This is a genomic window from Lachnoclostridium sp. Marseille-P6806, from assembly GCF_900625025.1.
In the GTDB taxonomy this organism is placed as follows: Bacteria; Bacillota; Clostridia; order Lachnospirales; family Lachnospiraceae; genus CAG-791.
In genome coordinates this window covers 207,052-228,114 of sequence record NZ_LR130577.1, presented here as the reverse complement: position 1 = coordinate 228,114, position 21,063 = coordinate 207,052, and the positions used below count along the sequence as shown (strand labels likewise).

Below are 21,063 nucleotides of genomic sequence, written 5' to 3'. Positions count from 1 at the left end.
GAGGAGGATGCAATGAAAAAGAGATTCGCTGCGTTTATGGTGGTAATGGTGATGATTTTTTCGCTGATCGGGTGCGGCGGAGCAGGCACTTCTTCCGCGGATGCGCAGACAGCAGAGACGGGCTCTGAGGGCAAAGAGATTACCGTTTGGATTGAGAAAATTTTCAGTGAAGATGCCAATATGCAAATGGAGGCGAGACTGAAACAGTATGGAGAGGAAAAGGGCGTAGCGGTTCATGTCGAGCAGATCGGGGCCACGGACTTCATGACCAAGCTGAATGCGGCGATTGAAGCCAAGCAGGGAGTGCCGGATATCATTTCTTCCAGTACGACAAAGGTTCTGAACTATTATCCGAATATCCCCTGTATGGATGTCTCGGAGGTGGTGGAAGAGATCCATAAGGAAAGGCCGTTTCTTGAGGCCAGTCTCGCCGGGACAAAAATCGGAGACGTTCATTATTATGTGCCGTTTGATAATTCTTCCTGCTTAATGTTCGTCAGAAAGGATAAGCTTGCGGAGGCAGGGATTACGGAAATGCCCGAGACGTGGGAAGAAGTATTTGCAGCCGCCGAAAAAATAAGCGACCCGGATCATGATTTCTACGGTCTGGGAATGGGATGCGGTGCCAACGACGACGATGACGAAAATACGCTTCGCCAATATTGCTGGAATATGGGCGGATATCTCTTTGACAAGGACGGGAATATTACCGCGAACAATGACGTTCTGAAAGCGTGCGTGAATCACTATGCGGAGCTTTACCGCGCGGGAGTTATTCCGGCCGATGCAACGACATGGGATGCCGGAGGCAATAACGGCTCCTATCTTGCGGGCCGCACCGGGATCGTATTTAATGCTCCGACCCTGTATAATGCGATGAGAGGCGATGAACAATACAAGGAGCTGCTGGAGAATACCGAGGTTCTGGCTCCTCCGGCCGGTGAGGTCAATCAGGTCTATATGGCTTTCCCAGTCGGCTTCAGTATAATGAATACCTGTAAGGATACAGCGCTTGCTTCGGATATCATCCGATATCTGGTTGAGAAAGAATGGTACGATGAATATCTGGACAGTATTGCGCCGATCTATGCTCCGGTATTTCAGGATGAAAAAGAAAATCCGACATGGACCGAGAACCCGGTTAATGCGCAGGCTCTGAAATATGCAGAAAGTGCGACGGGCTATTACGGCTATCCTGTCGGGACGATCGAAGGCAGAGCGACGGCGGCGAAGCATTATTTCACTTTCCCGGTGGGCAAACTCTATAATCAGGTGGCGACAGAAACGACTTCCTTGGATGAGGGAATTCAGTCTATGATCCGTGACATGGAGGATTTTCAGGATCAGGTAAAGGGAGAGGAGCCGCAGTGAATAGGAGTGTCAGGATATGGATGAACATAGACCCGGCGAAAGTAGATACTACGTATTTATATGAGAGATTTCATCAGTCGGGCTATGAATTTCATCCCGAACCGGCGGATGTCACAGACGCAGCCGCGGTTTTGGAAAAGGCAGAGCAGGCGGATGTCATCATTGCCTCCATGGAGCGCTGGGATGAAGAAAAGCTGTCTGCCGTAGACGGGAAAGTGCGTTTGATTCAGAATCGCCGGAGCGACATTGTGAGCCTGCATATTCCCAGTACGCCGGAGACAAAGGGATCGATTGATAACAGATTGTTTTCCCTGATGAAAGACGGGGCGTATCTGATCAATACCTGCCGGGGGGATGTGCTCAGGGAAGAGGATCTGATCACGGCGCTGAAGAGCGGGAAAATTGCCGGAGCCGGACTGGATGTTCTTACAAAAGAACCGCCGGAGAGCGATAATGAGCTCATGAAGATGGACAACGTATTTATTTCATCCCACATGGGAGCCGAGTCACGGGAGAGCGGTCTTCGTTCACAGAAAATCATGGCAGACAATATTGAGCAGTATGCAAACGGGAAAATGCCTGAGAATGTCTGTAATAAAAATTTTCTGAGGGCGTTTTGAAAGTTTTATCTTTCAGCATTTGTATTACGGATAAAAGAGGTCAGGGCTTCATGAGAAATCTTGATAAATACAAGGGAATTCTTCCGGCGTTTTACGCCTGCTACGACAGCGGGGGCAATGTCAGTCCGGAGGCGGTTCAAAAGCTCACGCAGTATTTCATTGATAAAAAGGTGAAAGGTATTTATGTAAACGGCTCCTCCGGCGAGTGTATCTATCTCAGTGTGGAGGAGAGAAAGCGCATTCTCGAAAATGTGATGGCGGTCGCAAGGGGAAAGCTCACGGTGATCTGCCATGTGGCCTGCAACAACACGAGGGACTCCATGGAGCTTGCCGCGCATGCCGAGGCCTGCGGCGTCGATGCGGTCGCGGCCATTCCTCCGATCTATTTTCATCTTCCGGAGCACGCGATGGCGCAGTACTGGAACGACATCAGCAGCGCGGCGCCCGATACGGATTTTGTGATCTACAACATTCCGCAGCTCGCCGGCGTGGCCCTGACGGCGCCGCTGTTTGCGAAAATGCGGGAAAATCCCCGCGTGATCGGCGTCAAGAATTCCTCGATGCCGGTGCAGGACATCCAGATGTTCCGGCAGCAGGCGGGCGAAGAATACATTATCTTCAACGGACCGGACGAGCAGTTCATTTCCGGGCGGATTATCGGCGCGGAGGGCGGCATCGGCGGAACCTACGGTGTGATGCCGGAGCTTTTCCTGCGAATGGACGGGCTGCTTGCCGGGGGGAAGCTCGCGGAGGCGCGCGAGCTTCAGTACGCGGCGAACGAGGTGATTTATAAGATGTGCTCCGCACACGGCAACATGTACGCGGTCATCAAGGAGATTCTGCGGATCAATGAGGCGCTTGATCTGGGAGGAGTCCGTCTTCCGCTCGCGCCTCTTGCAGAAGAGGACAGGGCGGTCTGCGAGGAGGCGGCGGCCATGATCTGCGCGGCCCGGGAGAAGCATGGGACGGTATATAGCGATTGACATTGGCGGAACGGCGATCAAATACGGGATCCTCGGTGAGGACGGCCGCATTCTTGCGCGTCATGAGACGCCGACGGAGAGCGAGAGGGGCGGCGCTGCCATTCAGAAAAAGGTGCTGGAGCTCATCGCTTCCATGAAAGACGAAACGATCCGCGGCGTTGCAATATCCTCCGCCGGGATTGTGGATGTGGAAAACGGAAACATCGGCGATGCCGGGCCGACGATTCCGGAATACAGCGGTGTGGAGTTCCGCCGTCCGGTCGAGGAGCGCTTCGGCATTCCCTGTGAAATTGAGAACGATGTGAACTGCGCGGGTCTGGCGGAATATTATGCGGGGGCCGGGCGGGGCGCATCCAGTCTGCTGTGTCTCACCGTCGGAACGGGAATCGGAGGCTGTGCGATTCTGGGCGGAAAGGTCTGGCGCGGCTTTACGGGGGGCGCCTGCGAGGTCGGCTATATGCACATGGAGGGCAGCAGCTTTGAGGAGCTCGGAGCGGCGAGCGTTCTGGCAAAGCGGGTGGCGGAACGCCGGGGAGAAGCGGCGGAGAACTGGGACGGGAGGCGCGTTTTTGAAGAGGCGAAGTGCGGGGACAGAATCTGCATCGGGGCCATCGACGAGATGTGCCGCATTCTGGGGGAGGGGATTGCGAATACCTGCTATGTCCTCAATCCGGAGGTGGTCGTGCTCGGCGGCGGTATTATGGCGCAGAAAGAGATGCTGTATCCGAAACTGCGCCGGAGTCTTGACGACGCGCTGATTCCGTCGATGGCGGAGCATACGGCGCTGCGCATGGCGGAGAACGGGAACAGCGCGGGAATGCTGGGAGCATACTATCACTTTATCGGGAGGCGGACGGAATGAGAATTACGGGAGGAATGGTATTCGGCGCGGATCAGCGGTTTGCGGAGCGCGACGTGGTGATCCGGGACGGTGTTTTTGCGGAGGAGGCGGACAGAAAGGCCGTGCCCGGAGGCGGACAGGACGCGGCGGAGGAGGTTATCGACGCCTCGGAATGCTATGTGATCCCGGGACTTTTGGATCTTCACTTTCACGGAGCGCTGGGCATGGATGTCTGCGACGGCACGCGGGAGGCGTACCAGAGCATTGCGGACTACGAGGCGCGGCAGGGGGTGACGGCGGTCTGCCCGGCGACGCTCACGCTGGCGACGGACGAGCTCGCGGCGGTGCTTCGTACCGGCGCGGAGTTTGCGAGGACGCAGACCGGCGGCGCCGATCTCGTGGGCTTTAACATGGAGGGCCCTTTCATCAGCCATGTGAAAAAAGGAGCGCAGAATGAGAGCTATATCATTCCCTGCGATCCGGCCGTGGTGGATCAGTTTATCGAGGCATCGGAGGGACTTCTGAAGATCATCGGCCTCGCGCCGGAGGAAAATCCGGATTTTGAGGAATACATCCGGGCGGTAAAGGACAAGGTGATCGTATCGCTCGCCCACACCAACGCCGACTATGCCACGGCGATGCGGGCGTTCCGGGCGGGCGCGGGCCACGCGGTGCATCTGTATAATGCGATGCGGGGGCTCTCGCACCGGGAGCCGGGGATGATCGGCGCGGTGTCCGATGCGCGCCATGTGTATGCGGAAATCATCTGCGACGGCGTTCACATCCATCCCGCCGCCGTGCGCGCGGCGTTCCGCATGAACGGCGCGGAGCGCATGGTTCTCATCAGCGACAGTCTCCGCTGCGCCGGGATGCCGGACGGGGAATATATTCTCGGAGGGCAGATCGTCCGGAAAGAGGGGAAGCTCTGCACCCTGAAAGAGGGCGGAAACATCGCCGGTTCCGTGTCGAATCTGATGGACTGCCTGCGCAATACGGTACAGACGATGGAAATTCCGCTGGAGACGGCCGTGGCCTGCGCGACGATCAATCCGGCGCGGGCGATCCGTGTGGAGGACCGCTACGGCTCCATCGAGGCGGGGAAGAAAGGAAACGTCGTGCTGCTCTCAAGGGATGAGAGCCTCGCAGTCCGCAGGGTCGTCAAGGACGGACGCGTAATTGCATAAGACGAAAGGAAAGAGGACTGCCGTCCGGAGACATTCGCATTTTGCGGTGCCCCGGGCGGTTTTTTGTGTGAAGCGGCGGGAAAACTGCGGAGAAAGAAAGCAATAAATACATAGACTCACCGATTGACAGGGCAGGTGAATTGCGCGACGATTAAGGCGGACAAAATACTGCCGTATGTTTTCCGCATCCGTGGGGGATGAGGGCAGGGAAAGGAGAATATTTTAATGGAGTTCAGAGAGCTGATCGAGAGACGGAAAAGTATTCGGAGCTATGCGGATGAGGAAGAGATCGTATCGGTCATTGCGGTCGGGAAACGCGCGCAGGATACTCCGGCGAGACCGCGGAAGCCGCGGGATGAAGTGACACGTATTTTCTGAATTATGAGCGGTACGGTTGTGACGGAAGCTGCTGCAGCCCTTTGCTCCGGAGGATGTTGGGGATCTCTTCGACTATCTGCTCTGCACGCACGATCATAAGGATCATCTGGATCCCTGTGCGCTGGGCGGCATCATTTTGACACGATGACGGGCAACGGCGAGAATCCGGCGCATTTTGCAGATTATATATTCTCGAAACATAGGATCGGAGATACCATATGCTCGCGCCGGGAGAACGATATCTGTACATGAGGTGATTCGTGTAAAAAATCACGCTGATGTGATATTTTTACGCGGCGGTTTGTGCCGAAGCCCAAATCGCCTATGATCGCAGCCGCAGAACCGCTTCTGCGGATTTTGCGGCGCGCGCCTTACACAAAGTGCTTCGGCATGGTGATGAAGATGACGATTTATGTAAATGGAAACGCGGCATTTGACGGAGACGGCACAGAGAAAAGACCGTTCCGCCGCATCAGCGAGGCGGCCCGGATCGCCATGCCGGGAGATGAGGTTCTGGTTGCGCCCGGCACATACCGCGAGAATGTCGCGCCGGTACATGCGGGAACCGAGGAAGCAAGGATCTGCTACCGCAGCACCGAGCCGCTCGGTGCGGAGATCACCGGAGCGGAGCCGGTGACGAACTGGACGCCTTATGAGGGGAATGTATGGAGGACAAGAATTCCGAACAGCGTGTTCGGGACATATAATCCGTACACGACCTATGTGTTCGGTGACTGGTATTTTGCGAAGCGGGACAAGCACACCGGCTGCGTGTGGATGAACGACGAGGCGCTCTATGAGGTCTCGACCGTCGAGGAGTGCCTTGGGGGGGAGGTCTATCCCTGCGCATGGGATCCGGAGGCGTCGCGGCGCAAATGGTGCACTGAGCAGGATGGCGATGCAACCGTGATTTACGCTAATTTCCAGGGGGCGGATCCGACGGCGGAAAAAGTCGAAATCACGGCTCGCCGGGAATGCTTCCTGCCACAGGAAAACGGCATCGGGTACATCACGGTCAGCGGCTTCAATATCAACAAGGCGGCGACGACATGGGCGCCTCCGGCGGCGTATCAGGACGGCATGATTGGGCCGCACTGGTCAAAAGGATGGATCATCGAGGACTGCGAGATCTGGGGCAGCAAGTGCGCCGGTATTTCCCTGGGCAAGTATTATGATCCGGCGAATGATCATTTCTTCACCCGTCACCATGTGAAGAGCCCCACGCAGATGGAGCGCGATGCGGTCTGCCGCGGGCAGTACCACGGCTGGCTCAAGGAGAATGTGGGCAGCCACATCATCCGCCGCAACAACATTCATCACTGCGAGCAGGGCGGCATCATCGGCCGTATGGGTGCGGTGTTCAGCACCATCGAGGACAACCATATCCATCACATCAACAACATGATGGAGCTGGGCGGCGCGGAGATATCCGGCATCAAGCTGCACGCGGCCATCGATGTGACAATGCGGCGCAATCATATCCATCACAGCACAATGGGTATCTGGTGCGACTGGGAGGCGCAGGGAACGCGGATCACACAGAATCTCCTGCACGACAACCAGCGCCCGCCCTATGCGAAGCAGCTTGAGGGCGGCATGATGTGTCAGGATATTTTTGTGGAGGTGAGCCATGGACCCACGCTGATCGACAACAATATCCTGCTTTCGGATGTTTCGCTGCGCGTGGCGACACAGGGGGTGGCCATGGTGCACAATCTGCTCTGCGGCTCCTTTACCAGCGTAGGCGCGGGGACGGGCTGGCGGTATACGCCTTATCACATGCCGCATCGCACAGAGGTCATGGGCTTCATGACGATTCTGCACGGCGACGACCGCTTCTGCAATAACATCTTTGTGCAGAAGTGGCCGTCGGAGCCGTTTGTGATCCGCAGCGACAGCGAAGACAGGAAAGAGAGTGAGAATCGTGAGGTCGGCACGCACGTCTGGAACGAGTATCCGACGGCAGAGGAATGGAAGCTCCGTTTTGATCCGGAGGAGGAGATTCCGAATATGCGTAAGCTCGAGGAGGCGCATTTCGGAAAACTTCCCGTCTGGTCGGAGGGGAACTGCTATCTTGCGGGAGCGCAGGCATGGGACAAGGAGAAGAACGGCTTTGTGGATCAGGAGACGCCGATCCGTGTGGAGCTGGTGGAACGGGACGGCGCCCTTACGCTGGACACGAATGTATATGAGGTGATCAAAGGCTTCCGCTGCGGGATGGTGAATACGGAGAGTCTCGGCAGGGTTTTCGAGCCGGATCAGGCATTTGAAAATCCGGACGGCACGCCGATCATCTTTGACGCGGACTATTTCGGCGCACACCGCGGCGTGGATGTTCTGCCCGGACCGTTTGCCACGGCGGAGGCCGCGGCGAAGAGCCTCTGCTGAGGCGAATGGCGGGGGTGCAGTACGGAAGCTGACATTGTGGGCAGACGACGTGCGGAGTAGGTAAATATCATATGGAGTAAATAAAGAGCCCCTCCCGCCGGCAGGCTGTGACCTGTCCGGCGGGAGGGGAGTTTTCTTTTTCGTTTTATACGGGGTGGTGGAAAAGGAAAATCGGTTGAAGCGGCACACCACGGCAAGACTTCCGATCATACCCTATTGCATGGCAGCTTTCATGGATTTCACATACCTCCCTATGTGGCCGGGAGCATCTGCTCCGCAGGTTTCAAGAAGTTTGGCGATGGCCGAATTGGCAATGATGCCGTCGGCAATGTCCGCCATCTCCTTTGCCTGCTCAGGCGTGGAAATGCCGAACCCGACAGCACAGGGCACATCGGTGTTTTTTCTGATCACGCTGACAATGGAAGCAAGGTCTGTCTTTATTTCATTTTTCGCACCCGCCGCGCCGGGGCCGGAGACGATATATAAGAACCCCTCCGCTTCTTTTGCGATCGCAGCAATACGGCTCTCGGGGGCAGGCGCGATCAGAGACACTAATTCAATGCCGTATTTATGGCAAAACGGCAAAAATTCCTCTTTCTCCTCAAAGGGCAGGTCAGGCAGGATGACCCCGTCCGCTCCGAGATCCCTGCAGGCAGAAAAGAAGCGGTCTGCGCTGTAAGAAAATACAACATTGGAATAAGTCATAAAGACCATCGGAATCGTCACATCCCGGCGAAGCTCTTTGACAAAGGCGAAGATTTTATCCGTGGTGATACCGCCGCGCAGCGCACGAAAGCTCGCCCCCTGCATGACGGGCCCCTCGGCGGTGGGATCGGAGAACGGGATGCCAAGCTCGATGAGGTCTGCGCCGTTCGCCGCGGCGGCGCGGACAGCGGCAGCGGTGGTGTCCAGCTCAGGGTCGCCGCAGGGAATAAAAGCGATGAACGCTTTCCCGTTTTCAAATGCTTTCCGGATATTACTCATGTATATCCTCCCCTCTGTATCGGGCGATGGCGGCGCAGTCCTTGTCGCCTCTGCCGGAGACGGTGATCACGATGATTTTGTCCCTGTTCATTGCCGGCGCGATCTTCATCGCGTGAGCGACGGCGTGAGCCGATTCGATGGCAGGGATAATGCCCTCGGTTTTTGCCAGATATTCAAAGGCCTCTACGGCTTCCTCATCGGTGACGGGCACATATTCCGCTCTGCCGATGTCATGCAGGTAAGCATGCTCGGGACCGACTCCGGGATAGTCAAGCCCTGCGGAGATCGAATAGACGGGAGCAATCTGACCGTATTCATCCTGACAGAAATATGACTTCATTCCGTGAAAGATTCCTACTCTGCCGGTGTTCACGGTGGCGGCCGTCTCAAAGGTATCAACGCCTCTGCCCGCCGCTTCGCAGCCGATCAGGCGAACGCTTTTATCTTCTATGAAATGATAAAAGCTTCCGATGGCGTTGGAGCCGCCGCCCACACAGGCAAGCACCGCGTCCGGCAGCCGACCTTCTTTCTCGAGGATCTGCGCTTTCATCTCCATGGAAATGACCGCCTGAAAATCACGGACAATGGTGGGAAACGGATGAGGTCCCATCACGGAGCCGAGGCAGTAGTGAGTATCGCTGATGCGGGAGGTCCATTCACGCATGGCCTCCGATACGGCGTCCTTGAGCGTCGCCGTACCTGTCTTTACGGGGATTACCTTAGCCCCCAGCAGGCGCATGCGGTACACATTAAGAGCCTGCCGAATGGTGTCCTCCTCGCCCATAAAGACCACGCATTCCATTCCCATCAGAGCGGCGGCGGTCGCCGTCGCAACGCCGTGCTGCCCGGCTCCTGTCTCGGCGATCAATCGGGTTTTTCCCATTCTCTTTGCGAGAAGCGCCTGCCCGAGAACATTGTTGATCTTGTGAGCGCCGGTGTGGTTCAGGTCCTCACGCTTCAGGTAGATCTTTGCGCCTCCTAAATCCTGCGTCATCTTCTCGGCGAAATACAGTCTGGAGGGTCTTCCTGCATATTCATGGAGCAGCGCGGAAAGCTCCCGGATGAATTCGGGATTGTTTTTATAATGATTATAGGCTTCTTCCAGTTCAATGACTGCGTTCATCAGCGTTTCGGGAATGTACTGACCGCCGTGAATGCCGAAGCGTCCGTTTGGATTTGTCATGTTTGGTTTTCCTTTCTGGCGTCTGCAGCGAATGCCGCGGGAATAAAAAACGTCCCTGACAGATCATATTAATCTGTCAAGGACGAATAAGGTACTTATCTGAAAGTACGACACTATCCGTGGTGCCACCTTGATTCACGGGTCGCCCCGTGCGCTCAGCAGGATACCGATATATCCCCGGCAAATGACGTCTGCCTGCAACGTCGCAGAATACTGGGAGAAGCAGCGCTTCTCTGTTGACTGCGCCCTCAGCGGTCCATTTGACAACTTGTTTCCTGCCTGTCTCTCAGCAACACAGGCTCTCTGTAAAGGCATCATTGCCGTTATCTCCGCGTCAACGGTTTGGAGAATATGAAATTAACATGATTTATAGCACAGCATTCTCCGGAAAGTCAATACATTTTTGGCTCTTTGTGCAGCGCCCTTGATTTTCAGAGAATAAATGTATTGTGCTGGCTGGCGGAACTTATGAAGCATAGAGATGCGGCAGATTCCAGAAGATATCATATGCTGGCCGGGCAGTTCATTGAAAAGTATGGTATTGATACAGCCGGATACGATGTAATTAGAGGATGGCGCGCCGATGCATCCTATTTTTATATCGCAAGAGAATTTGTCAGGGATAACGTTGATATTGATATTTTGGAGGAACTGCTTTCTCTCGGCGATCTTGGGATTCAATATTGCATCAGGTCGGAAAAGGCATATTCTCAGCTGAAAGAAGTTACCAAAGACCTTGTTTCGGTCGAGTATGAAGAATTTAACATGAAATATAATGAACGTGATTCCATGGCCGGACAGAATATGAGGAAGCTTGTGGATTCCGATGCGAATAAGGTTATGAAAGTATTCAGCACGTTGTTCGGGAGATGATGATTATGCAGGCCTATGCGAGAGCTTATTTGAATGATGTGGTGGAGAATCAGGGAAAACTGTTTGATATGATCGCGCAGAACTATCCGGATAAAGACACCAGCGACTTCATCAATGCCTACATGCTCAGTAAAACGAGAAAGAGCATTGATGAGGCAAAAGCGTATACGAATACGATGGATGCCGGAGAGCTTTGGCGGTATTTTGCAAGAACTGAGAACTATGCTCTCAAGACCGGAAAGGCCATTGAGGGTTTTGCGCCTGATTGGATGGGCGAGTTCTATGCCTATTATCAGTGGTACTACAACATGCCGAGCGCTGAGATCATCAGAAAGATACCGGTGGATTTTCTTATAAAAGCCTATCGAGGCCTTCATGATCTGGATCTTGAGTTGGCGGTGAAAAAAGTTGGTGAGGTATGATGAACGTCATTTGTTTCCATAATCCGGACGAAGAGAACGGATTCTTAAGCAACTGATATCTCTCGGGCTTTGTCTATGCAGATAAAGAATTTTCTTCGATGGAGCAGTATATGATGTACCAGAAAGCCTCCTGCTTCCATGATGAGAAAACAGCATCAGAAATACTTGATATTGATGATGGTGCGAAACAAGCTGTGCCGGTGATTTCTGCCCACGATGTCCGCCACGCTGAAAATCGAGGCTCCTCTATGCGGGAGTCTCGATTTTCAATGTGGCAGGGTGATCGTGACGCTCATACTGCAATGACAGAGCCGGTGGGGGATCCGCACTCCGGGAGCTGTGTGAGTCCGGGAGCTGTGCGGGGGAGCGGTCAGAATCAGAGGAGCTTGTTCAGCTTGTCCTCCAGCACCGACTTCGGAACGACGCCGATGGAGCTGTCGACCAGCTTGCCGTCTTTCAGGAAAGCGATGAACGGGATGGTCTCGACCCGGAACGAGGACGCCAGCTGCGGATGCTCGTCGGTGTTCACTTTGCCGATCTTGACTTTGCCGTCGTATTCGTCCGCAAGCTGTGCGACCACCGGCCCCATCATCCGGCAGGGCCCGCACCAGTCGGCGTAGAAGTCGATCATGACGGGCTTGTCGCTCTTTATTACTTCGTTGTTGAAATTTTCTTCATTAAAATGATATTCCATTTTTCCGTCCTCCGTTATTATGTTAAGCAACAGCGATGATTGATCTGTTCTGTATGACTTTATTATAGATGGTACGCAAAACTTATCAAGTACGCAGAATATATTTATCTGATCATAAAAAACTGACCGGCTATTGGGCGAATTTTGCAAAGTACGGAAATCTGAACGGAGAGGGGCTTCCCCGGTGGGAGTCGAGCACAGATGCCGCCCGTATTTTTGAGATGGGGGAACATATCGGCGTCATCCCCGAGCGTTTTCAGGAGCTGTACCGGATCATGGAAGAGGGAGAGGCGGAGGAAAACGGAGCTCTCTGTCCCGAACCGGCGGCAGAAATGCTATAATGATCTGAAAGCACGGCTGCGCGCCTCTGTCCGGAGAGCAGGCGGCCGGACGATGAAAGAACGGAGAGGCGGCGCATGTTTTATCCCTTTGACAGCGACGAATTACTGAAAAAATCCAAAAGGCTCCGGCGGGAGCTCCTTGCGGACGGCACGGAGCGGATCCATAAGAAAATTGCGATTCTGGGCGGCTCGACCACCCATGACATCATCCGCATGCTGGAGATTTTTCTGCTTCGCAGCGGGATTGAACCGGAGTTCTATGAGTCGGAATACGGCCGGTATTACGAGGATGCGGTGTTCGGGAGCGAGGCGCTGGCTGTGTTTCATCCGGACGTGATCTATATTCATACGAGCTGCCGGAATCTCAGGGAGCTGCCGCGGGCCGGAATGTCCCGGGAGCAGGCGGACGAGCTGCTGGAGGAAAGCTTTGCGCGTTTCGTTTCGCTCTGGGAGAGTGCGGCGGCAAAATTCCGCTGCCCGGTGATCCAGAACAACTTCGAGTACCCCATGTACCGCGTCATGGGAAACCGGGAGGCGTGGGATGCGGGCGGGCGGGTCCGCTTCGTGAACCGTCTGAATGAGCGCTTCGCGCAGTATGCTGAGGAGCACGACAGCTTCTATATCCACGATCTCTGCTATCTGTCCGCCGCGTACGGGCTGGACGAATGGCTCGACGACGCGTTCTGGAATATGTACAAATACGCGCTCTCCCTGCGGGCGATTCCGGTGCTGGCGTGGAGCGTTTCCAACATCATCAAATCGCTCTACGGGCGCAACCGGAAAGCGCTTGCGCTCGATCTCGACAATACGCTCTGGGCCGGCGTTGTCGGCGACGACGGTGTGGACGGGCTTGAGATCGGCGAGGAGACGCCGGTCGGCGAGACCTACCGGGAATTTCAGCAGTATCTCAAGGAGCAGAAAGATATCGGCGTTCTCCTCACGGTGGATTCCAAGAACGAGGAGGAGAACGCGCTCGCGGGTCTCCGGCATCCCTCGGGAGTGCTTCGGCCGGAGGATTTTGTCGCGCTCCGGGCCAACTGGGAGTCGAAGAGCGAAAATCTCCTCAGCATGGCAGGGGAGCTGAATATTCTGCCCGAGGCGTTCGTCTTTGTGGACGATAATCCGGCGGAGCGGGAGCTCGTCCGGCAGCAGCTTCCGGGCGTCGCGGTTCCGGAGCTCACGCGCCCCGAGGAGTACATCCGCATTCTCGACCGCTCCGGCTTCTTTGAGGTCACGGATTTTTCCGGGGACGATGCGCGGCGCAGTCAGATGTACCTCGCCAATGCGCAGAGAAAGGCGGCGGCGACGGGCTTTGCCGACTACGGCGAGTATCTGGACTCTCTCGAGATGACGGCGAACATCAGGCCCTTTGAGAGTCTGTATTATCCCCGGATCACGCAGCTTACGAATAAAAGCAATCAATTCAATCTCACGACGAAGCGCTACAATGAGGAAGAGATCCGGGCGGCGGCCGAGGATCCGGACACCCTCACGCTCTGCGGGCGTCTTGAGGATAAATTCGGGGACAACGGCATCGTTTCTCTGATTATCGGGAGCCTTGCCATGACCGTGTCCGATGAACCGGCAGATCTGGCGAAAAACGGCGGCAGACCGGTTATTACCGGGCAGAAAGCGCTGCTCGTCGATCTCTGGCTCATGAGCTGCCGCGTGTTGAAACGGGACATGGAATACGCTATGATGGATGCGCTGGTCGCCGCGTGCCGGCGTCTTCGCGTGGATTCGATCTTTGGCTACTACTATCCGACGGCGAAAAACGGAATGGTGAAGGATTTTTACCGGGAGCTCGGCTTTGAAAAGGCCGGTGAGGATGACAGGGGCAGCACGACATGGAAGTTCCGCATTCCGCCGGTATATACGAATAAGAACCGTCACATCAGAGTGTTGCCGGAATGACCGGTCTGCGGGAGAGTCCGCTGTCCGGCGGCACCGTGCCGGATGAGCTGTCCGGCGGCAAATTGATTGGAGAATGCACATGGCCTTTTCCTCCATGCTGTTTCTGTGGGTGTTTTTCCCGCTGGTGCTGATCCCGGGAATGCTTATCCGCAGAACCCGTCTGCAAAATCTGTTTCTTCTGTTGGCGAGCCTCGTGTTTTACGCGTGGGGCGATGTCCGCTATTTTCCTCTGCTTCTGCTGCTGATTCTCGCGAACTGGGGAACGGGAATTCTTCTGGGACGCGCCGCGCCCGGAACGGCTGCGGCAAAGGCGTTGCTCTCGCTCGGGGTGCTGCTGAACCTGGGGGCGCTCGGCTATTACAAATATGCCGATTTCTTTCTGAATACGCTCGATCATATCCTCCCGGGGGAGCTTCCCCGTCTGGGGGTGGCGCTTCCGATCGGGATATCCTTTTTTGTCTTTCAGGCCCTGACCTATCTGATCGATCTGTATCGGGGACGTTTCCCTGCAAGACGCAGCCTGCCGGATTTTGCCCTTTACATGGCGTTCTTCCCCCGCATCATGTCCGGCCCCATCATCCGCTACGCGGAGTTCGGGGATCAGCTGGATCACCGCCCCGCACCGTCGGCCGGTATGTTCGCGGCGGGGCTGCGGCGCTTCCTCTACGGTATTGGAAAAAAGGTCATCCTCGCGGATACGCTGGGCATTGCGGCGGACCGGATCTTCGGCATGGATATGGCGGCGATGAACGGCGCGGCGGCATGGACCGGCGCGATTTTCTATACGCTGCAGCTTTATTATGATTTTTCGGGGTATTCCGATTCCGCGATCGGCATCGCGCAGATGTTCGGCTTCCGCTTTCCGGAGAATTTTAACTATCCCTATCTGTCCCGTTCGGTGACGGAGTTCTGGCGCAGGTGGCATATGACGCTGGGAACGTGGTTCCGCGAGTATCTCTATATCCCGCTCGGCGGCAACCGGAAAGGCACGCTGCGCACCTATGTTAATCTCTTTCTGGTGTTTGCGGCGACCGGACTCTGGCACGGGGCAAGCTGGAGCTTCGTCGGCTGGGGATTCTACAATGCGTTCTTTGTCATTATCGAGCGCATGGGGCTGCGCAAAAGGGTGCTCGACCGCTTTGCCTTGATCGGCCATATCTACGGAATACTGACGTTTGTCGTGGGCTGGGTGTTTTTCCGCGTGGACAGTCTGGGACAGGGGCTGCAGATGGTGAAGCGCATGTTCCTGCCGTGGCTCTATACGGAGGCCGACCCGCAGCTCGCGGCGCTCGTTCCGGCGCAGGCGGTTTTTGCCTGCGTCCTCGCCGTGCTCGGGGCCGGCGTTCTTCACAGGCTCTCGGAGCGGGGGCGCGGGGCGGCGCTCGCCGCGCGGTGGAAGAACAGTCTTCCGGAAGCGGTGTTCCTTGCCTGCGTGCTGTTTCTCTCCTTTGTCCTGACGGCGGGGAGCAGCTATAATGCGTTCATTTATACACGGTTCTGAGGAGAACGGAGTCGGATGAAAAAAGCGGTTCAGTTTTTCTATATTGCAGTCTTTGTCGTGTTTCTTGCCCTGCCGGTGGTGTTCTTCCGGACGGTGGGGAAGCATCTGGTCGATTCGGCAAATTATGAAAATCGGCGGCTCGCGCCGCGGCCGGTGCTTTCCATCAGTCTGGAGAGCCTGCAGAGCTTTCCCGCGGCGTTCGAGAGCTACTTTAAGGACGCGCTTCCTTTCCGCAATCAGCTCGGCATGCTGAGCGGCCTTATTGATTACCGGATCTTCAGGAGCACGGCCTCGGACACGGTCATCATCGGAAAGGACGGCTGGCTCTTCTACAAGGGCTCGCAGGCAAACGGAGAGGATCCGATCGCTGATTATCAGGGGACGAATCTTTTTTCGCAGGAGGAGCTGCAGCAGATCGCGGCGAACGTCATGCAGATGAAAGCGGACTTTGCGGCGCAGGGCGTGCAGCAGTTCGTGGTTATGCTCTGTCCGAACAAGGAGAGAGCCTATGCGGATCAGATGCCGGAGGTCTACGGAGCTCTCACCTCCTACGGACGGCTGGAGCAGGTGACGGACTATCTGCGACAGAATACGGATGTGCCGGTCGTCAACGCCTATGAGTCGCTGCGGGAGTACCGGACCCTGCATCCGGAGACGCAGCTCTATTTCAAGTACGATACGCACTGGAATCATAAGGGCGCTTTTCTGGGCGCCTATGCTCTGAACACGCAGCTCGGGATTCACGACATTCCTCCGCTGGAGGCGCTGGCGGTCGACGAGGGCCCGATCCCGGTCTACGATCTGGCGCGGCTTCTTCATCTCGGAAATGTGCTTAAGGATGACCCGGCGGAGACGCTGCGCGGCTATACCCTGCACAGCATTGAAATGACTACTGACGATATGAGCACGGTGTTCAGCTACAACAACCCGGCGATGGACGGCGATCCGCGGAACGTCATGATGATCGGCGATTCGTTCTCCTCGATGCTTTCTCTCTACGTGGCGGCGAATTTCAATCATATGTATGATGCGTTCTATTACAAATACAGTCCGGAGGATTTGGAGAGGGAAAAGCCGGACGTGGTCGTATACGAAACAGTGGAGCGCTATATCGCGAATCTCGGGAGATTTTCGGTTTCGGGCGGAATTTCCGTCACGGACTGACGGAAAGGAAAGGAAAATTCATGGACAGGAATGAAATTTACAGGAGGCTGAACGAGGTGTTCCGGGATGTATTCGACGACGAGGACATCACCGTGGACGAGCATACGACGGCGGCGGATATCGACGGTTGGGACTCTCTCGAGCACATCAATCTGATTGCGGCGGTCGAGCAGGAATTCGGCGTGAAGTTTGCCATGGGACAGATCGTGACCATGAAGAATGTGGGAGAAATGGCGGAGATCATCGCGGCAAAGGGGTCGATTCCCGTATCGTAATGCCCCCGACAGTGCACATCCGTATGATTCAGAGAGCATGGCGCATTACCGGATATGAACTGCAGAGCGGCTCGCATCTCTGCGCGCCGGCGCAGGGTGCTTTTACGGCGCGTGCCTCGCACAAAGTGCTTCGGCATGGAGAATCATGTGGAGAGAGCGGGGCCTCCGTCTTTCTCCACAAGCTCGATCATTCCCAGCGCCGGGTGCAGAAAGAACTGGACGGGCCGTCCGCCGCAGGCGGGAGCCGGCTTGGCCTCGGTGACGGGCAGATACCCTGCCTCCCGGAGCACCGGGAGATCCTCCGCGAGGGAATGACTCTCATAGCAGATATGATAGGGCGTGTTCTTACAGCGCGACAGGAGACCGGAAACGGTCGAGTCCTTTGTAAAGGGGCAGACCAGCTCGAGCTGCACGCCGTCCTTTTCCACAAAGCAGATATCAATGCCCCGGAGCGTGTCGCGGACCCAGTCCTGACGCAGCGTATAGCCCAGCGCCAGAAACGCCTGCAGTGCGGGGCCTCCCTTTTTTACCAGATAACCGATATGATGTATGTTCAGATCCAGCATAGAAATTACCATATAAAAAATCACGCCGATGCGCTGATTTTTTACGCTATTCCTTTATCAGATGGTTGACGCTCTGGCAACAGGATATATCGGCCGCTCTGATTTTTCAATCGGAAGGATTCCGTTTCATGGAAATCACCTCGTTCTTTTTTCTGATATTTTATGCGGCGGTGCTGCTGCTCTATTATCTGATTCCCGATCCGTGGAAGAAAAAACTGCAGTGGGTGCTTCTTCTCCTTGCGAGCGCGGTGTTCTATCAGGCGGGCGGCGGAGGAGCGGCGATACTCTGGCCGGTTTCCGCGGTGCTGGTCACATGGTTTTGCTCGTTCATGATCGTCCGGAGCAGCGCGGCGGAGGCGGCGGGACGGCGAAGAGCGGCGCTGTTTTTCGGCGTTTTTCTTCTCCTCGGCTCGCTGGCGCTTCTGAAATATCTCCGCTTCGGCGGCGGGCTCGCCATTCCGCTCGGCATTTCCTATTATACCTTTATTCTCACGGGCTATCTGATCGACGTGTACAACGGCATCGCGGAGTTTCTGCCGAATCCCTTTCGTCTTGCACTGTACGGGCTCTTTTTCCCGCTGATGACGTCCGGGCCGATCACGGTGTTCCGCGAACACGGCAGTCAGCTTTTTGAGGCCCACACGCTGGATTATCTCCGCGTGACCCGCGGATTTCAGAGGATGCTCTGGGGATTTTTCAAAAAGCTCGTGATTGCGGAGCGGGCGGCGGTGCTGGCAAACGCGGTGTTCGATTACTATGAACAATACCGGGGCGCATGGATCTGGTTCGGCGCCGTCATGTTCACGATTCAGCTCTACACTGATTTTTCCGGCTGCATGGACATCGTTCTGGGTGTGTCGGAGACGTTCGGCATCACGCTGCCGGAAAACTTTTCACAGCCCTTTTTCTCAAAGTCGATTGCGGAATACTGGCGCAGATGGCATGCGAGCCTCGGCGTGTGGATGAGGAACTACGTGTTTTATCCGCTGCTGCGCACGGCTCTTTTCATCCGTCTGGGAAAGACGCTTCGCAGGAGACTGGGGAAAAAAGCGGGCAAGCAGCTCACAACATATGCCGCGATGTTTCTTCTCTGGCTGGCCATCGGTCTGTGGCACGGCGGCGATGTGAAATATGTGATCGGCTCCGGTCTTCTGCACTGGTTTTACATGGTTTTCGGCGAGGCGACGCTCCCGTTCTGGCAGAAGCTCCTCCCGAAATGCCATATTCCGACCAAGGGCCGGGCGGCGGACGGCTTCCGCGTGGCGCGCACCTTTTTTCTTGTTAACATCGGAAACGTGTTTTTCCGCGCCGCATCGGCCGGCGACGCGCTCGGTATGCTGGCAAACGGCTGGCAGCGCACGGCGGTCCGGGGAGCGGACTTTTTGAGCGCGGAACGGAGGAGCATTCTCTCTCTGGGGCTCGACGGGGCGGAGCTCGTGATCCTCGCGCTCTCCGTTCTTGCGCTGGGAGCGGTGTCGGTCATGGAGCAGAGGCCGCTCCGGGGCGGAGGAACGGGAGATGTGCGGGAGCGCATTGCCGGGAAGCCGCTCCCGCTTCGCTGGTGCCTGTGGATGGGACTTCTGTTCTTTGTCATTATTTTTGGCAATTACGGACCGGGTTACAGCTCGGGCGCGTTTATTTATGCCGGCTTCTGACGGGGCCGGTCCATATTTCCGGGAGCCTGCGGCGGGGGCGGCGGGTTCCTTTCCTTTTTTTCGATGGTAGAATAAAACAAGTGTTGTTTTATCAAGTGCTTTGCGTGTTTTGCCGGGAAACGCTTTGGTGTGGAGATTACTTATGAAAAAAGCTCTTATTATCGGCGCCGGGCCTGCCGGTCTGACTGCCGCCTATGAACTGCTCGTCCGCTCCGGGGAATACGAGGTCGTCGTATTTGAGGAGAGCGGGAGCTTCGGCGGAATTTCGCGGACCGTCTGCCATAACGGGAACCGGATGGATATGGGCGGGCATCGCTTTTTCTCCAAGGTGCCGGAGGTCAATGCGTGGTGGCAGAATATGCTGCCGATGCAGGGGGCGCCGGCGCTGGACGACCGACTGCTGGGGAGAGTGCCGACCCTGCAGCCGGGAGGGCCCGATCCGGAGAAAGAGGACCGCGTCATGCTCCGCAGGAGCCGCGTCTCCCGCATTTTCTTTAATCAGAAATTTTTTGACTATCCGATCACGATCAAGGCCGAGACGTTCCGCAACATGGGGCTGAAAGCGACGATTGCAGCCGGGTGCAGCTATCTTGCGGTCTGTCTTCGCAAGCGGCCGGAGCGCTCTCTTGAGGACTTTTATATCAATCGCTTCGGGCGCAGGCTGTACAGCATGTTTTTTGAGCACTACACCGAGAACCTGTGGGGACGCCACCCGAGCCAGATCGACCCGTCGTGGGGGGCGCAGCGCGTCAAGGGTGTTTCAATCCGTGCGGTTCTGAAAAATGCGCTTGAGAAGCAGCTCGGGAGAAAGAACCGGAAAGTGGAGACCTCGCTCATCGAGGAATTTTCCTATCCGAAGCTCGGGCCCGGCGAGCTGTGGGACGTCACGGCGGCGGAGATCGAGAAGCGGGGAGGGACGATACGTCGTCATGCCCGCGTGACCGGGCTCAGGAAGAACGCGGAGAACCGGCTGACGACGCTTCTCTATGAGCAGGACGGAGAGACGCACGAGATGGAGGGGGACGTCGTCATTTCCTCCATGCCGATCCGGGATCTTGTGGCCGGGATGAATGACGTGCCGGAGAACGCGGCAAAAATCGCCGGGGGGCTGCCCTACCGGGATTATATGACGGTGGGCGTGCTGATTCCGCGTCTCGGGCTCGAAAACCGGACGGGCAGGAAGACGGTCGGGAACATCGTGCCCGACAACTGGGTCTATGTGCACGACCGCTCCGTGCAGATGGGACGCTTTCAGATTTACAACAACTGGTCGCCCTATATGGTAAAGGATCTGGAGCACACGGTCTGGATGGGACTTGAATATTTCTGCAACGAGGGCGACGCGATGTGGAGCATGAGCGACGATGCATTTGCCGGGCTCGGGATCTCGGAGATGGTCAGGCTGAAGCTCATCGGCTCCCCGGACGAGGTGTTGGATTATCATGTGGAGCGCGTCCGGAAAGCCTATCCCGCCTATTTTGACAGCTATGCGCAGATGGATGAGCTGCGGGCGTATCTTGATACGATTCCGAACCTGTTCTGCGTGGGACGGAACGGGCAGCACCGCTACAACAATATCGATCATTCCATGTGCACGAGCTTCGAGGCGGTAAAGGATATTCTCTCCGGCAGCACCGATCACAGCAATGTGTGGAACGTCAACACGGAGAAAGAGTATCACGAGGAGGAGAAGAAAAACGAGATTGAGTAAAGTGAAATAAACACA

General features: G+C 56.0%; 20 protein-coding genes. 16 read left to right on the top strand and 4 right to left on the bottom strand.

Going from position 1 to position 21,063, the window contains the following annotated elements; all coding sequences use genetic code 11:
- The first annotated feature begins 12 nt into the window (after positions 1 to 12).
- The 7 genes from E0E20_RS06595 to E0E20_RS06570 all read left to right on the top strand — a co-directional run bounded on the left by E0E20_RS06595 (position 13) and on the right by E0E20_RS06570 (position 7,765).
- Positions 13 to 1,371 carry an ABC transporter substrate-binding protein gene (locus E0E20_RS06595; RefSeq protein ID WP_130837409.1) on the top strand — a complete coding sequence of 453 codons (1,359 nt, stop codon included), beginning with the start codon at positions 13 to 15 and terminating at the stop codon, positions 1,369 to 1,371.
- Positions 1,368 to 1,991, top strand: a complete 624-nt coding sequence (locus E0E20_RS06590; protein ID WP_242622688.1) for an NAD(P)-dependent oxidoreductase — start codon at positions 1,368 to 1,370, stop codon at positions 1,989 to 1,991. The genes E0E20_RS06595 and E0E20_RS06590 overlap by 4 nt, the downstream gene beginning before the upstream one ends.
- A gap of 50 nt (positions 1,992 to 2,041) precedes the next feature.
- The gene (locus E0E20_RS06585) at positions 2,042 to 2,974 is read left to right on the top strand and encodes a dihydrodipicolinate synthase family protein (protein ID WP_130837408.1); all 933 of its coding nucleotides are present in this window, start codon (positions 2,042 to 2,044) and stop codon (positions 2,972 to 2,974) included.
- A complete protein-coding gene (locus E0E20_RS06580; protein WP_130837407.1) occupies positions 2,952 to 3,836 on the top strand; it encodes an ROK family protein in 885 nt (294 codons plus the stop codon). Before E0E20_RS06585 ends, E0E20_RS06580 begins: the two co-directional genes overlap by 23 nt.
- Positions 3,833 to 4,999 carry an N-acetylglucosamine-6-phosphate deacetylase gene (nagA, locus tag E0E20_RS06575; RefSeq protein WP_130837406.1) on the top strand — a complete coding sequence of 389 codons (1,167 nt, stop codon included), beginning with the start codon at positions 3,833 to 3,835 and terminating at the stop codon, positions 4,997 to 4,999. The genes E0E20_RS06580 and nagA overlap by 4 nt, the downstream gene beginning before the upstream one ends.
- A 225-nt stretch (positions 5,000 to 5,224) precedes the next feature.
- The gene (locus E0E20_RS13905; RefSeq protein WP_165444012.1) at positions 5,225 to 5,377 is read left to right on the top strand and encodes a hypothetical protein; all 153 of its coding nucleotides are present in this window, start codon (positions 5,225 to 5,227) and stop codon (positions 5,375 to 5,377) included.
- Between the two features lie 402 nt (positions 5,378 to 5,779).
- Complete coding sequence (locus E0E20_RS06570; RefSeq protein ID WP_130837405.1) at positions 5,780 to 7,765, top strand: right-handed parallel beta-helix repeat-containing protein; 1,986 nt, start codon at positions 5,780 to 5,782, stop codon at positions 7,763 to 7,765.
- Between the two features lie 213 nt (positions 7,766 to 7,978).
- Here E0E20_RS06570 and trpA read toward each other — a convergent pair whose 3' ends face one another.
- Positions 7,979 to 8,749: a tryptophan synthase subunit alpha gene (trpA, locus tag E0E20_RS06565; protein WP_130837404.1), complete on the bottom strand. Its 771-nt coding sequence runs from the start codon at positions 8,747 to 8,749 to the stop codon at positions 7,979 to 7,981.
- Positions 8,742 to 9,932 (bottom strand): tryptophan synthase subunit beta, encoded by a 1,191-nt coding sequence (trpB, locus tag E0E20_RS06560; RefSeq protein ID WP_130837403.1) that lies wholly within the window; start codon positions 9,930 to 9,932, stop codon positions 8,742 to 8,744. The genes trpA and trpB overlap by 8 nt, the downstream gene beginning before the upstream one ends.
- Before the next feature lie 411 nt (positions 9,933 to 10,343).
- Here trpB and E0E20_RS06555 point away from each other — a divergent pair, with 411 nt between their 5' ends.
- Both E0E20_RS06555 and E0E20_RS06550 read left to right on the top strand, forming a co-directional pair.
- Positions 10,344 to 10,805 carry a DUF3990 domain-containing protein gene (locus tag E0E20_RS06555; protein WP_278045059.1) on the top strand — a complete coding sequence of 154 codons (462 nt, stop codon included), beginning with the start codon at positions 10,344 to 10,346 and terminating at the stop codon, positions 10,803 to 10,805.
- Between the two features lie 5 nt (positions 10,806 to 10,810).
- Positions 10,811 to 11,227 carry a hypothetical protein gene (locus tag E0E20_RS06550; RefSeq protein ID WP_207302834.1) on the top strand — a complete coding sequence of 139 codons (417 nt, stop codon included), beginning with the start codon at positions 10,811 to 10,813 and terminating at the stop codon, positions 11,225 to 11,227.
- Between the two features lie 376 nt (positions 11,228 to 11,603).
- Here the strand turns inward: E0E20_RS06550 and trxA are convergent, their stop codons facing one another.
- Positions 11,604 to 11,921: a thioredoxin gene (gene trxA, locus E0E20_RS06540; protein ID WP_130837401.1), complete on the bottom strand. Its 318-nt coding sequence runs from the start codon at positions 11,919 to 11,921 to the stop codon at positions 11,604 to 11,606.
- Between the two features lie 68 nt (positions 11,922 to 11,989).
- On the opposite strand from trxA, the gene E0E20_RS06535 reads away from it, so the two are divergent.
- From E0E20_RS06535 to E0E20_RS06515, 5 genes are all read left to right on the top strand, one after another.
- Complete coding sequence (locus E0E20_RS06535) at positions 11,990 to 12,262, top strand: hypothetical protein (protein ID WP_130837400.1); 273 nt, start codon at positions 11,990 to 11,992, stop codon at positions 12,260 to 12,262.
- A 75-nt stretch (positions 12,263 to 12,337) separates the two neighbouring features.
- Positions 12,338 to 14,176, top strand: a complete 1,839-nt coding sequence (locus E0E20_RS06530) for an HAD-IIIC family phosphatase (protein WP_130837399.1) — start codon at positions 12,338 to 12,340, stop codon at positions 14,174 to 14,176.
- A gap of 79 nt (positions 14,177 to 14,255) precedes the next feature.
- The gene (locus E0E20_RS06525) at positions 14,256 to 15,677 is read left to right on the top strand and encodes an MBOAT family O-acyltransferase (RefSeq protein WP_130837398.1); all 1,422 of its coding nucleotides are present in this window, start codon (positions 14,256 to 14,258) and stop codon (positions 15,675 to 15,677) included.
- Positions 15,678 to 15,692: 15 nt separating this feature from the next.
- Positions 15,693 to 16,841 carry an alginate O-acetyltransferase AlgX-related protein gene (locus E0E20_RS06520; protein ID WP_130837397.1) on the top strand — a complete coding sequence of 383 codons (1,149 nt, stop codon included), beginning with the start codon at positions 15,693 to 15,695 and terminating at the stop codon, positions 16,839 to 16,841.
- Positions 16,842 to 16,861: 20 nt separating this feature from the next.
- Entirely contained in the window at positions 16,862 to 17,116 is a 255-nt protein-coding gene (locus E0E20_RS06515) for an acyl carrier protein (protein ID WP_130837396.1), read from the top strand.
- Positions 17,117 to 17,259: 143 nt separating this feature from the next.
- Here the strand turns inward: E0E20_RS06515 and E0E20_RS06510 are convergent, their stop codons facing one another.
- Positions 17,260 to 17,694, bottom strand: coding sequence for a VOC family protein (locus E0E20_RS06510; RefSeq protein ID WP_242622687.1), 435 nt, complete (start codon positions 17,692 to 17,694; stop codon positions 17,260 to 17,262).
- A 116-nt stretch (positions 17,695 to 17,810) separates the two neighbouring features.
- On the opposite strand from E0E20_RS06510, the gene E0E20_RS06505 reads away from it, so the two are divergent.
- On the top strand, positions 17,811 to 19,337 hold the full coding sequence (locus E0E20_RS06505; protein ID WP_130837395.1) for an MBOAT family O-acyltransferase: 1,527 nt from the start codon (positions 17,811 to 17,813) through the stop codon (positions 19,335 to 19,337).
- Between the two features lie 142 nt (positions 19,338 to 19,479).
- Entirely contained in the window at positions 19,480 to 21,048 is a 1,569-nt protein-coding gene (locus tag E0E20_RS06500) for an NAD(P)/FAD-dependent oxidoreductase (protein ID WP_130837394.1), read from the top strand.
- Positions 21,049 to 21,063 lie beyond the last annotated feature (15 nt).